15 protein-coding genes are annotated in these 11413 nt (G+C 65.2%); 7 read left to right on the top strand and 8 right to left on the bottom strand.

The features are described from left to right. The 3 genes from VDP82_RS00390 to VDP82_RS00380 form a co-directional block, all read right to left on the bottom strand. Window positions 1–514: cob(I)yrinic acid a,c-diamide adenosyltransferase (locus VDP82_RS00390; RefSeq protein ID WP_323012848.1), on the bottom strand; the 514-nt coding region annotated here is incomplete at its 3' end. A gap of 2 nt (window positions 515–516) precedes the next feature. Then, window positions 517–714, bottom strand: a complete 198-nt coding sequence (locus tag VDP82_RS00385; RefSeq protein WP_323012847.1) for a twin transmembrane helix small protein — start codon at window positions 712–714, stop codon at window positions 517–519. A gap of 6 nt (window positions 715–720) precedes the next feature. Next, window positions 721–1626 (bottom strand): LysR family transcriptional regulator, encoded by a 906-nt coding sequence (locus tag VDP82_RS00380; protein ID WP_323012846.1) that lies wholly within the window; start codon window positions 1624–1626, stop codon window positions 721–723. A gap of 88 nt (window positions 1627–1714) precedes the next feature. On the opposite strand from VDP82_RS00380, the gene VDP82_RS00375 reads away from it, so the two are divergent. After that, complete coding sequence (locus VDP82_RS00375) at window positions 1715–2635, top strand: NAD-dependent epimerase/dehydratase family protein (protein WP_323012845.1); 921 nt, start codon at window positions 1715–1717, stop codon at window positions 2633–2635. Here VDP82_RS00375 and gluQRS read toward each other — a convergent pair. After that, window positions 2632–3471, bottom strand: a complete 840-nt coding sequence (gluQRS, locus tag VDP82_RS00370) for a tRNA glutamyl-Q(34) synthetase GluQRS (protein WP_323012844.1) — start codon at window positions 3469–3471, stop codon at window positions 2632–2634. The two genes, VDP82_RS00375 and gluQRS, sit on opposite strands and share 4 nt — an antisense overlap. Between gluQRS and VDP82_RS00365 the strand changes: the two genes are divergently transcribed. The 3 genes from VDP82_RS00365 to VDP82_RS00355 all read left to right on the top strand — a co-directional run bounded on the left by VDP82_RS00365 (window position 3470) and on the right by VDP82_RS00355 (window position 5467). Continuing rightward, on the top strand, window positions 3470–4162 hold the full coding sequence (locus VDP82_RS00365) for a DNA-3-methyladenine glycosylase 2 family protein (protein WP_323012843.1): 693 nt from the start codon (window positions 3470–3472) through the stop codon (window positions 4160–4162). The two genes, gluQRS and VDP82_RS00365, sit on opposite strands and share 2 nt — an antisense overlap. Continuing rightward, the gene (locus tag VDP82_RS00360; RefSeq protein WP_323012842.1) at window positions 4159–4824 is read left to right on the top strand and encodes an alpha/beta hydrolase; all 666 of its coding nucleotides are present in this window, start codon (window positions 4159–4161) and stop codon (window positions 4822–4824) included. Before VDP82_RS00365 ends, VDP82_RS00360 begins: the two co-directional genes overlap by 4 nt. Before the next feature lie 85 nt (window positions 4825–4909). Then, entirely contained in the window at window positions 4910–5467 is a 558-nt protein-coding gene (locus VDP82_RS00355) for an HNH endonuclease (RefSeq protein WP_323012841.1), read from the top strand. Between the two features lie 5 nt (window positions 5468–5472). On the opposite strand, the gene VDP82_RS00350 is transcribed toward VDP82_RS00355, so the two are convergent. The 3 genes from VDP82_RS00350 to VDP82_RS00340 all read right to left on the bottom strand — a co-directional run bounded on the left by VDP82_RS00350 (window position 5473) and on the right by VDP82_RS00340 (window position 8073). Beyond that, a complete protein-coding gene (locus VDP82_RS00350; RefSeq protein WP_323012840.1) occupies window positions 5473–5988 on the bottom strand; it encodes a disulfide bond formation protein B in 516 nt (171 codons plus the stop codon). A 161-nt stretch (window positions 5989–6149) separates the two neighbouring features. Then, on the bottom strand, window positions 6150–6815 hold the full coding sequence (locus VDP82_RS00345; RefSeq protein ID WP_323012839.1) for an outer membrane protein: 666 nt from the start codon (window positions 6813–6815) through the stop codon (window positions 6150–6152). A 109-nt stretch (window positions 6816–6924) separates the two neighbouring features. Continuing rightward, window positions 6925–8073, bottom strand: coding sequence for a D-alanyl-D-alanine carboxypeptidase family protein (locus VDP82_RS00340; RefSeq protein WP_323012838.1), 1149 nt, complete (start codon window positions 8071–8073; stop codon window positions 6925–6927). Between the two features lie 165 nt (window positions 8074–8238). Here VDP82_RS00340 and VDP82_RS00335 point away from each other — a divergent pair, with 165 nt between their 5' ends. Further along, complete coding sequence (locus VDP82_RS00335) at window positions 8239–8655, top strand: helix-turn-helix domain-containing protein (protein ID WP_323012837.1); 417 nt, start codon at window positions 8239–8241, stop codon at window positions 8653–8655. 36 nt (window positions 8656–8691) lie between these two features. Here the strand turns inward: VDP82_RS00335 and VDP82_RS00330 are convergent, their stop codons facing one another. Next, on the bottom strand, window positions 8692–10050 hold the full coding sequence (locus VDP82_RS00330; RefSeq protein ID WP_323012836.1) for an MATE family efflux transporter: 1359 nt from the start codon (window positions 10048–10050) through the stop codon (window positions 8692–8694). A 324-nt stretch (window positions 10051–10374) separates the two neighbouring features. On the opposite strand from VDP82_RS00330, the gene VDP82_RS00325 reads away from it, so the two are divergent. After that, window positions 10375–11097 (top strand): AzlC family ABC transporter permease, encoded by a 723-nt coding sequence (locus VDP82_RS00325; RefSeq protein ID WP_323012835.1) that lies wholly within the window; start codon window positions 10375–10377, stop codon window positions 11095–11097. Continuing rightward, the gene (locus tag VDP82_RS00320; protein ID WP_323012834.1) at window positions 11087–11395 is read left to right on the top strand and encodes an AzlD domain-containing protein; all 309 of its coding nucleotides are present in this window, start codon (window positions 11087–11089) and stop codon (window positions 11393–11395) included. The genes VDP82_RS00325 and VDP82_RS00320 overlap by 11 nt, the downstream gene beginning before the upstream one ends. Window positions 11396–11413: the final 18 nt, after the last annotated feature.

The raw sequence follows: 11413 nt of genomic DNA, 5'->3' as shown, positions 1-11413 counted from the left end.
GCACGAAGAGCAGGTCCGAAAGGCGGTTGAGATAGCGCACGGTTTCGGGGCTGGTATCGGGTTCGGCGCGGGTCAGGGCGACGGTGACGCGCTCGGCGCGGCGGGTCACGGTGCGCGCGATATGCAGGGCCGCCGCCAGCGGCGTGCCGCCGGGCAGGATGAAGCTTCTCAGGGGAGTGAGATCGGCATTGAAATGATCGATCTGCCGTTCGAGGAATTCGGTCTGCACGGCCCGGATGCGCAGGGTGGGGTGCTCGGCATCGGGATCGTCGGCGCCGGGGGTGGCCAGGTCCGAGCCGACATCGAAGAGGTCGTTCTGGATGCGGGCCAGCAGCATGTCGATCTTTGGCATGGAGCTGGTATGGATGCGCGCCTGGCCGATCATGGCGTTGGCTTCTTCCACCGTGCCATAGGCTTCGATGCGCAGGTCGAACTTGTCGCGGCGCGGGCCGCGCACCAGGCCGGTGGTGCCGGCATCGCCGGTGCAGGTATAGATGCGGTTGAGCTTGATCATGCCTAGCGGCCCTGGCCGAAAAGAAAGAGCGCCCCCAGAATCAGCACGACGGCAATGGCCTGGCCCAGAACGCGCAGCCGCATCAGTTTCTGGCTGGTACTGCCCGGCCCGCCCCGGACCATGTTCCAAAGGCCCATTCCGAGCACGATGACGACGAAAAGCAGCGCAAGCGCGATGGCGATATTGAGAGCGGTCTGCATGATGTCCTACCGAGGTGAGGTGTGGCCTTTGATATAGGCAAGCAGCCCCTGGGCCAACGCGTCATAAATGACACGGATCCGGTGCGAGGTGAACAATTCCCTGTGCGTGGTGAGCCAGAGCGGCAGGGGCGGGATGTCGAGAGCGATGGGCAGGATGACGAGGCCCGGCGTGCGCCGGGCCAGATTGGCCTGCGCGAAGCCGATGCCCAGCCCGGCCTTGAGCAATTCCCAGAGCAGGGGCTGGTCGTCCGAGCGCAAAGGGAAGTGATCGCGGGTGAGGCGGTGGCCGAGTGTCGAGGCATGGGCGATGATGGCGTCGGAGCGGTCGAACCCCAGAAGGTCGTGGTCCCAAAGGTCTTTAAGGGTCTCGGGACGGCCACGGCGGGCGAGATAGTCCCGGTGGGCGACGGGGACGAGGGGAATGTCGCCCAGATGACGGGTCACCAGTTCGAGCTGGGTGGGGCGGAACATGCGCAGGGCGATGTCGGCCTCGCGCATGAGCAGGTTCTCGGCCGAATCGGAGGGAACGATCTCGAGCGCGATATGGGGGTGGAGCCTGCGGATGGCGGCAAGGATTTCGGGCAGCACGTAATTGGAGATCATGGTGCTGGCGGTGATGCGCACCGTGCCGGTCGCCTCCTGCTGGGCGCCTTCCGCTGCCATGATCGCCTGGTTGAGCGCGGCCTGGGCCGCCTGCACGGGATCGTGAAGGCGCAGGGCCAGCGGAGTGGGCTTGAGCCCGGTGAGCGCACGCTCGAAGAGCGTCACGCCGAGCTGGGCCTCCAGGGCTTCGACGTGACGCCCGATGGTGGGCTGGCTGAGGCCGAGCTGGCGCGCGGCGGCGGAAAGCGAGCCTTGGGCGAGGACGGCGGCGAAGCTGCGCCACAAGGCCCAGTCAGGTTCTCTATTCATTTTTGAATGTTAGATAGCGAATTTTTGAGAATTATCATTCGTATGTGTATCGTTGATGGTGAGCCCCTGCAAGACAAGGAGTTTCACGATGACCAAAGGCAAAGTGACGGTTCTGGGCAGCAGCGGGCATCTGGGGCATGCGGCCATGGTCGGGTTCCGCGATGCGGGCTGGCAGGTGACGGGGCTGGGGCGCAGCAATAAAAGACCGGTGGAGGGAACGGCGTTTATCGTCGGCGATGCCAACGACGGAACGGTGGTCAAGGCGGCGATTGCTGGGGCCGATGTGGTGGTCCATGGGCTGCATCTGCGTTACGACCGCTGGGGCAATGGCCGGGCCGAGGCACAGTTGCAGGTGGTGATCGACGCCATGGCTGGCAGCGGCAAGACGCTGCTCTTTCCCGGCACCATCTATAATTACCGCGCGAGCGACCGCACGGTTTCGCCCGATCTGCGGCAAAGCGGAGAAAAACCGCGCGGCGACATCCGGATAAGGCTCGAAGCCATGCTGCGCGAGGCAGCGGAACAGGGGCTGTTCAAGGTCGTCATTCTGCGCGCGGGGGATTTTTTCGGGCCGGGCGAGCGGGGCGAGTGGTTCGAGGCGGCCATGTTGATGGATGCAGACAAGGGCCGGTTCTATCATCTGGGGCCGCTGGAGACGCGCCATAGCTGGGCCTATCTGCCCGATCTGGGGCGGGCCTTCGCCGCGCTGGCGGAAAGACGTGAGGATTTTGCGCCCTTCGAGCGCTTCCACTTCGCCGGCCATTTCGTCTCCAACCGGCAGATGGCACAGGCTGTGGGGCGGGGGCTCAAGGTGGCGCCGCTGCCCTGGTGGATGCTGGGTGTGGCGGGGCTGGTGAACCCGGTGATGCGCGACATTTATCGCATGCGTTATCTCTGGAACAATGAGATGGAACTGGTCGATCCGCGCTGCGATAGGCTGCTCGGCCCCGGCTTCACCACGCCATTCGAAACGGCGGTCAAAGCGACGGTGGACGATCTTTTGGGCTAAAGCCCCACGGCGCGGCGCACATCGTCCGGCGTCCAGCCTTTGGCGCGCAGGTCAGCCAGGCTTTCCGAGTGGCGCGACTTGGCGAATTTCCTGCCGTCATCGTCCAGGATCAGCCGGTGGAAATGATAGAGCGGGCTGGGCAGGCCGAGCAGCATTTGCAGCACGACATGGATATCGGTCGCCGCCTCCATGTCGCGGCCCCGCGTCACATGGGTGATCTGCTGGGCCGCGTCGTCCACCACCACGGCGAGGTGATAGCTGGTGGGTGTGCCCTTGCGTTGCAGCACCACATCGCCCCAGCGTTCGGGGCGGGCATAGCGGATCTGCGGGCGGTCGGCGATGGTGGGGCCGATCTGGGTGAAGGTGAGCAGGCCAGTGCGCGCGAGGGCCGCGCCCATGTCGAGCCGGAACTGCACCGGATCGCCGCGCTGCAATCTTTCGATCCGATCGCCATGCGAAAGATGCCGGCAGGTGCCGGGATAGAGCGGGGCGCCGTCGGGATCGGCTTGTGTGGCGGCGGCGGCGATCTGTGTGCGCGAGCAGAAGCAGGGATAGAGCAGGTCCATGGCGCGCAGGCGATTGCCGGCTTCGGCATAGATGTCGAACCGGTCGGACTGGAACAGGACCGGCTCGGGCCAGGAAAGGCCCAGCCAATGCAGATCCTCGAAGATGGCCTCGACAAATTCGGGTTTACAGCGCTCGATGTCGGTGTCTTCGATGCGCAGCAGCACGGTGCCGCCCAGATGCCGCGCGGCGTCCCAGGTGGACAGTGCCGAAAAGGCGTGGCCGATATGCAGGTGCCCATTGGGGCTGGGGGCGAAACGAAGACGGGGCATGGGCGAAGATAATGACACGGGGCCTTTCTATATGAGCGGGAGCCATCCGTCACCGCGCCTCGACAGCGTCGAGGCGATAGCGGGGCACCTGGACGTGCTGGAAGGGCTCGATCCGCGCCTGGCGCCGGTGCGAGCGGTGGCCGGGGTGGTTTCGCCCAGGCTCAATCCCTCCGGTTTCGCCGGCATGGCCAAGGTGATCTGCGGCCAGCAATTGTCCGTGGCCAGCGCCGGCGCCATCTGGGGACGCTTCGAGGCGCTGAAGGGGGCGCTGGAGCCGGAAGGCTTCCTGGCGCTGGACGAGACCAGCATCCGCGCCACCGGTTTTTCCGGCGGCAAGTTCCGCACCGTCAGAACGGTGGCGGAGGCGGTGCTGGAGGGCCGGCTCGACTTCGCCCATCTCGAAACCCTGCCGGTGGCCAAAGCGGTACAGTATCTCGTGGCGCACAAGGGCATCGGGCCGTGGACGGCGGAAGTTTATCTGATGTTTTGTGCCGGACACGCCGATGTGTTTCCGGCCGGTGACCTGGCGCTGCTCAAGGCGGTGCATCATGGGCTCGGCCTTGACGCCCGCCCCGCCATCGGGGAGATGGTGGATATTGCCGGCGCCTGGGCGCCGCACCGTTCGGCGGCGGCGCTGTTGTTCTGGCGCTATTTCGCCGTCATGCGCGACAGGGAAGGAAGCCTTTTGTGAGCAAGCTTTCGGGACCGATGCTGGCGCCCGCCGGGGGAGCCGCGCCCGACGCCGCAGTTGTGCTGCTGCATGGCTATGGCAGCGACGGCAACGATCTGATCGCGCTGGCGCCGCATTGGCAGGATGTTTTGCCGGGGGCGCTGTTCGTCTCCCCCCACGCTCCCCAGCCGGCCGGCATGGCGGGCGCGGGCTATCAGTGGTTTGCCATAGACTGGGCCGGCGACCGGTTGGCCAGCCGGCAGACCGGCGTGGTGGAGGCGCGGCCCATCCTGGTGGAATTCCTCGCCGATCTCTGGGCGCAGACGGGGCTGACGCCGGAGCGCACGCTGCTGGCCGGGTTCAGCCAGGGGGCGATGATGGCGCTGCATGTGGGCCTGTCGCTGCCAGCAGAACAAAGGCTGATGGGGGTGATCGGGTTTTCGGGCGCGTTCCTGCCGCCCGAAGGCTTTGGCGGGGCCGATCTGGCCCGGCCGCCGGTGTGCCTCGTCCATGGCGAAAACGATGATGTGGTGGCGGTCGGCCACAGCATCGAGGCGGAAAAAATGCTGCGCGAAGCGGGGTTGGACGTGGCGCTGCAACTGACCCCCGGGCTGGGCCATGGCATCGGTCCCGAGGGGCTGGATTTCGCCACCCGCTTCATCGCCCGCGTCGCGGCGAAATAACGCCTTTCCGCTTCACAGCCCTGACACAAAGGGCTTATTATAAAGGGGTTATGGACACACTCGATTCCCGCCATGGGAGACTCACGTGACCATCCATGTGTCACCTGAGGCCTGTCCCGCGCTGGTTCTGAACGCCGATTTCCGGCCGCTCAGCTATTATCCACTATCCTTGTGGTCGTGGCAGGATGCGATCAAGGCGGTGTGCCTGGAACGCGTCAATATCGTCTCCCAATATGATACGCTCATCCGCTCCCCCAGCTTCCAGATGCGGCTGCCCAGCGTGGTCTCGCTCAAGGATTATGTGAAGCCGGCGCGCCATCCGGCCTTCACGCGCTTCAACGTCTTCCTGCGCGACCGCTTCCAGTGCCAATATTGCGGGTCGCGCGAGGATCTGACCTTCGACCATGTGCTGCCCCGCTCCAAGGGCGGGCAGACGACATGGGAGAATGTGGTGACCGCCTGCGCGCCCTGCAATCTGAGAAAAGCCAACCGCCTGACCAGCGAAATCAGGATGTTCCCGCATCAGGCCCCCTACGAGCCCAGCGTCCATGATTTGCACAATAATGGCCGGGCCTTTCCGCCCAACCATCTGCACAAGAGCTGGCTCGACTATCTCTATTGGGACATCGAACTCGAGCCTTAGTGCCTTCAGCGCGCCCTGTTGTAGCCCCGCTGGGCGGCGATGGAAACGAGGAGCAGCACGACCACCGCGAGCGAGGCCAGGGCATTGTAGCCCGCAAGGGAAATGCCGAGGAACCGGAACTGGACGACATCGCAGCCGATGACCGGCTGCATGGTGCTCAGCGCGCTGAAATCGATGCTTTCGCCAATGCCGGTGCAGGCCGTCGGGCCGGGCCAGAACCCCCATTCGACCCCGGCGTGGAACACCCCCATATAGGTGCTCCAGACGAAAATGGCGGTGACGATGGCCATGCCGGCATACCAAAGGGGAAGCGGCAGGCGGTTCCAGGCCAGCAGGACCAGCGCCAGCAGCGGCAGGCCGATATAATAGGCCAGGCGCTGTTCGAGGCACAATTCGCAGGGCACCAGCCCGCCAAAGACCTGCGAGCCCAAAGCTCCCAGAATGGCGACAAGGCCGATGATGAACGCGAGGAAAGCCGCCATCTTGTCGCGCGGCAGGGAAAGAGAGGTCTTTGCGGTCATGGATAGGCCCGGAGTGACGCTGCGGTTAGAGGCTGGATAGAGCGACGCGGGTGCGATTGCCAGAGGAAAACGGGGTCGTGAACGGGCGCGACCTCCCCACAAGAGCCAAAAGCCCGCCGGGTCGGAGCCGGGCGGGCTTTGGATTGGCGCCTTCGGGCAGGCTAGAACTTATAGTTGATGCCGGCGCGGATGACGCTGAAGCGGTGGCCTTCGTCCATGCCGCGGATGCCGTTATAGGGCTGGGTGCCCATGTCGACATAAAGATATTCCGCCTTGAGCGAGATATTCTGCGTCGCCTGGGCTTCCAGGCCCAGACCGACGGTCCAGCCGACATGGGTGGAGGACTGCGAGCGGGTGACGCCGGCGAGGGTCTCGCTGGAGGTGCCGCGACCGATGGCGGCACCGGCGGTCACATAAGGCATGACCTGGCCGAAGCTGGCGCCGGCACGGCCGCGAATGGTGCTGAAGAAATCGATGCTGGACTTGAAGGTGCTGGCGCCAACGTCCTCGCTATAGCCTATATTGGCCCATTGCAGGTCGGCTTCGCCGCCGAGCACGAAGCCGCCCATGTCCATGTTGTAGCCGGCGGTGGCGCCGACGGTGCCGCCATTGGTGTTGTGGTCGGTGCGCGCGCCGCCGCCGATGGGCTGGCTGGTCGCGGTGCCCCAGCCGAAGCCGCCATTGACGCCGGCATAAAAGCCGCCCCAGCCGGTCGCGGGGGTGGGCGTGTAGATTGTGGAGGTGCCGCTGTTCCAGTTCAGGTCGGCCGCCTGGGCGGCGCTTGAAGCCATCAGGATCGCGGAAAGCATGATGCCAAGGCGCTTCATGAGTGTCCTCATCTGCAGAGAGTTAAGATTTTCGGCAAAATGCACCGCAAGCCCTTAACGGTCCGGTAAGGAACAAGGTTAACGCGGCGAAAGAATCGGCGGTTTCCGCTCAGAAATTCGGGCGTGGACGTGGATAGGGGATGGCCGATATGGGGGGCGTGGCGAGGCCCGGCCGCAGCTCGCCGGACGTGGTGATATCGGTGCCTTGGGCATAGATGGGAGCGTGGGACGGGCGGGGCCGGGGCAGGCTGACGCCGACGGCGATGCGTCCCAGATCGGTAACCACGCGCGAGGCGACCGCGATGGTATCGTTGAGATAGCTGGGCTGGCCTTTCATGCCCATGGGGAACGCCGCTTCCTGTGCGGCGGCGTAGGTCTTGGCCTCCTTGCCGCAGATGAGCGACCGCATGTCGACGGGGGCGGCGCCGGGATTGTTGGCCAGGCTCAGCACGGTCTGGCCGGCGGGTGCGACGGTGTTGGAGAGGCCACGCAGCACCAGCTCGGCGGTGCGCTCATTGCGCTCGCGCGCCGAAGAGCCGCCCAGGATCACAGCCATCAGATGGCGGCCCTGGCGCTCCACCGTGGCGACCAGGTTAAGCCCGGACGCGCAGACGAAGCCGGTCTTCATGCCGGTGGTGCCGGCAAAGCTGGTGAGAAGCTTGTTTTCCGAATCCAGCTTCTTGCCGTTGAGCACCACGGTGCTGGTGCCGAATATCGGCAGATATTGAGGAAAATTCTGCCGGATATAGAGGCCGAGGATGGCCTGGTCGCGGGCGGAGGTGACCTGGCCAGCATCGTGCAGGCCGTTGGCGTTGACGTAATGGGTGGCGGTCAGGCCCATGCGCGTGGCGGCATCGTTCATCAGCGCGACGAAGCTGGCCTCGTTCCCGCCCACGGTTTCGGCGATGGCGGTGGCGATGTCATTGGCGGATTTGACCAGCATGACATAAAGCGCGTCCTCCAGCGACAGGGCGCTGCCCTGGGCGAGGCCAGACTTGGAGGGGGCCTGGCTGAAGGCGTGCTTGGAAATGACCACGGGCGTGTCCAGGCTCACCGCTCCGGCGGCAATCTGCTCGAAGGCCACATAGGCCGTCATCATCTTGGTGAGCGAGGCGGGGTGCCAGGGCTGGCCGGCCTCCTGCGCATAGAGCACGTCGAGATTGTCCATGTCGACCAGCAGCATGGGCGTGGCGCGGGCCGGCGCGAGGCTCAGAAGAACGAGGGCGAGAACGGACAGGAGGCGGCGGGCAAACGGCACGAGGCAAGCATTCCGGTTTTTGGGAGGCGCATCCTCTTAGCAGCGCCGGGCGGCGATCTCAATCTCGGCGCCGCTGCGCTGACGGGGTTTTGAAGCCGCCGGCTGGTCACCAAAGAGAACCTGTGCTATTGTTTGTGCCTTGGTTCCTGATGAAAGATCCCTGCCATGTCGCTGCACGATACCTCCAAATCGGCCAATTGCCACGCCATGAGCGACGTGCTCAACCGCATTGGCGACAAATGGAGCGTGATGGTGGTGGGCATGCTGTCGCGCAATGGCACGCTGCGCTTCAACGAGCTCAAGCGGCTCATCAATGGCGTTTCCCAGCGCATGCTGACGCTGACCCTGCGCAATCTGGAGCGTGACGGGCTGGTGACGCGCACCATCTATCCCGAAGTGCCGCCGCGGGTGGAATACAGCCTCACCGAAATGGGCAAGACCCTGCAGGGGCCTATGGATGCGCTGTGGAACTGGTCGGCCGAGCATCACGCCGCAATCATCGAGGCGCGGGCGGTCTATGACGCGCGCGAAACCGCGCTGACGGAGGCCGCGCCCCGCCGCGTCGCCTATGCCCGAGGCTGAAACGGAACGGGGCGCCGCAGCGCCCCGCCATTGGCGTCAGATCAACGCCTCGATCTTCTTTTTCTTCCAGACGAAGTGATACCAGGCGGCCTGGAGCACCAGCATCATGGAGAAGCTGGCGGCGTAGGCCGCCCAGATGCCGCGCAGGCCCAGCTCGGTCTGGCTGAGCCAGATGGCCCCCGGCAATTCGATGAAGAGAATGCAGGCCAGCGACAGGATCATCGGCGCATAGACGGTGCCGCTGGCGCGCATGATGCCCGAGAACACCACGCCCCAACCGAAGAGCACGATGCTCCACAGCACCACATGGAGCAGGGATTCGGTCAGCTCGATCACCTTGGGATCGGTGATGAACAGCGCCACGAGATGCTGGCTGAACAGATAGGCCAGGAGCACCAACCCGCCGGTGATGAGCAGGTTAAGCAGCAGCGCGGTACGGGTGATGGCGTTGAGCTGGTTCATCTGCCGGGCGCCGATGGCCTGGGCCCCGAAGATGGAGGCGGCGATGCCGATCGACATGGCCGGGAACTGCACATAGCTCATCACCTGCCCCAGGGCGCCATAGGCGGCGGTAGCGTCCGAGCCGAAGCGGTTGACCAGGCCGATGACGACGATGCCGGCAATGGAGGAGATGACCATTTGCAGGCCGGCCGGAACGCCAAGCTTGAGGATGAGCCCGAGCAGGCGGAAATCGGGCCGTATCATGGCCCGGAGCAGCACATGGTCCGGCGCCAGCGGCATGTTGCGGATGCGCATATAGAAGAAGAGGAAGACGAGCACGCTGAGGAAGCCCGCGATCATGGCCCAGGCGGCGGCGTTGACGCCCAGTTGCGGCAGGCCGAACCAGCCCAGGATCAGCGCCGGGGTGAGCAGGGCGCCCACGCTCATCGACAGGATGAGCGAGAACAGGGGCGTCACCGTGTCGCCCACCCCGCGCAGCACGGAGGTGACGACGAGGAAGATGAAAAAGCCCGGCATGCCGACCAGCACGATGCGCGCATAGCCCACGGAAACCGGGAGGATATTCTCCGGCGCGCCGAGTACGGTCATGATCTGCTCGGTAAACAGGCCCCCCAAGAGGGCGACGACGAGCCCCAGCGTGATGGTGGCGGCAAGGGTGGTGCCGGTCACCTGCTTGACCTTGTCGATATTGCGTGCGCCCCAGGCCTGGCCGATGAGAATGGTCGAGCCGGCCGAAAGCCCGATGATGAAGCTCATCAGGAAGAACATGATGGGAAAGAAGGTGGCGATGGCCGCCAGGGCCTCGACGCCGATCATCTGGCCCACATAGATGGAATTGATCGTGCCCGACAGCGCCTGAAGGATGTTCGACGCCATGAGCGGCACGAGAAAGACGACGAAACGCCGCCAGAGCGGGCCGGTCTGGGAGTTCATCTGAACGCTCCGAAAAATCTCGACATTGAAACGCGCCGCCGGAGAAAGACGCGGCGGCGCGGAATAAAGGCCATTGCGGGGACCGATTCACGCTTCCCGGAAAAGATGGGGCGCAGGCTGGACGGGCGCAAGCAGCTCTCGAAAGGGCCGGCCCTTCTACCCGCCGAGAAAGGGTGCGTCAATCGGCCCCGGCGCAGTTTCGGGCCGGGTCTCCGCGCCGCCTGCGAGTGCGATCAGTTTTGCGAATGGGACGGATCAGCATTTGTCATGGCGCGATGGCTTTTGGTGGATGCAAGCGGGGCCCAGCCGGGCTAAGCATCGGCCATGACTGTTTCCGCTCCCGCTTCCCCCCGCTTTGCCGACGCCCTCCTCGCGGGCGCGCGCGCCTGCATCCCGGTGGTGATCTCGGTGGCCGCCTATGGGCTGGTCTGGGGCGTGCTGGCGCGGGGCGCCGGCCTCAGTACGCTGGAAGTGCTGCTGATGAGCGGCCTGGTCTTTGCCGGCTCGGCGCAGTTCGTGGCGCTCGACCTGTGGACGCCGGTGCCGGCGAGCCTGCCCATCGGGCCGCTGGTTCTGGCCGCGCTCATCGTCAATCTGCGCTATCTGCTGCTCACCGCCACGCTGCGGCCGCTGTTCCGGCCCGAGACGCAGGGGAGGGGCGTCATGGCCATGTTCTTCGTCACCGACGAGACCTGGGCGATCACCGTTTCGGCCATGGCCAAGGGCAAGGCCAGCGCAGCCTTCCTGCTCGGGGGCGGGCTGCTGACCTATTCGAGCTGGCTGGCGACGAGCCTTGTCGGCCATGCACTAGGCTCGGCCATCGACGATCCATCGCGCTATGGGCTGGATTTCGCCTTCACCGCCACCTTCCTGGCCTTGCTGCTGGGCATGTGGAAGGGCAAGGGCGATATCGTGCCCTGGCTGGTGGCGGCGCTGACCGCGATCGTGTCCGCGCGGCTGGTGGAGGGAAGCTGGTATATTCTTATCGGCGGCATTGTCGGGAGCCTGGCCGGAGCGCTGGCGGAAAGGCTGCGCCATGCAGATTAGTCCCGAGGCCCTGATCGCCATTCTGGGCATGGCGCTGGTGACGTTCGTGGTCAAGGCCGGCGGGCTGCTGCTGGCCAACCGCCTGCCCGAGCATGGCTTTGCCGCGAACTGGCTGCGCCATATTCCCGGGGCGGTGCTGGCGGCGCTGGTTGCACCGGCGCTGATGACCGGCAGCGCCGCCGAGGCCATCGCCGCCGCCGCCACTGCGCTGGTGTTCATCCTGAGCCGCAACCTGCTGCTGGCCATGGGCATGGGCGTTGTCGTCGTCTATTTTGCCCGGCTGTGGCTGGTGGGATGAACGCGGCAGTTGCGGCGC

The organism is Devosia sp. (genome assembly GCF_034675085.1).
GTDB lineage: Bacteria > Pseudomonadota > Alphaproteobacteria > Rhizobiales > Devosiaceae > Devosia.
Note: the sequence above shows the minus strand (reverse complement) of the source record. Positions and strands in the feature narration are given on the sequence as shown.

Excerpts from the sequence above, each read along its gene's own strand:
- VDP82_RS00345 (WP_323012839.1), bottom strand. The coding sequence starts at position 6,815 with ATGAAGCGCCTTGGCATCATGCTTTCCGCGATCCTGATGGCTTCAAGC.
- VDP82_RS00325 (WP_323012835.1), top strand. The coding sequence starts at position 10,375 with ATGACTGTTTCCGCTCCCGCTTCCCCCCGCTTTGCCGACGCCCTCCTC.
- VDP82_RS00385 (WP_323012847.1), bottom strand. The coding sequence starts at position 714 with ATGCAGACCGCTCTCAATATCGCCATCGCGCTTGCGCTGCTTTTCGTC.
- VDP82_RS00330 (WP_323012836.1), bottom strand. The coding sequence starts at position 10,050 with ATGAACTCCCAGACCGGCCCGCTCTGGCGGCGTTTCGTCGTCTTTCTC.
- VDP82_RS00350 (WP_323012840.1), bottom strand. The coding sequence starts at position 5,988 with ATGACCGCAAAGACCTCTCTTTCCCTGCCGCGCGACAAGATGGCGGCT.
- VDP82_RS00365 (WP_323012843.1), top strand. The coding sequence starts at position 3,470 with ATGGGCGAAGATAATGACACGGGGCCTTTCTATATGAGCGGGAGCCAT.
- VDP82_RS00335 (WP_323012837.1), top strand. The coding sequence starts at position 8,239 with ATGTCGCTGCACGATACCTCCAAATCGGCCAATTGCCACGCCATGAGC.
- VDP82_RS00320 (WP_323012834.1), top strand. The coding sequence starts at position 11,087 with ATGCAGATTAGTCCCGAGGCCCTGATCGCCATTCTGGGCATGGCGCTG.
- VDP82_RS00375 (WP_323012845.1), top strand. The coding sequence starts at position 1,715 with ATGACCAAAGGCAAAGTGACGGTTCTGGGCAGCAGCGGGCATCTGGGG.
- gluQRS (WP_323012844.1), bottom strand. The coding sequence starts at position 3,471 with ATGCCCCGTCTTCGTTTCGCCCCCAGCCCCAATGGGCACCTGCATATC.
- VDP82_RS00380 (WP_323012846.1), bottom strand. The coding sequence starts at position 1,626 with ATGAATAGAGAACCTGACTGGGCCTTGTGGCGCAGCTTCGCCGCCGTC.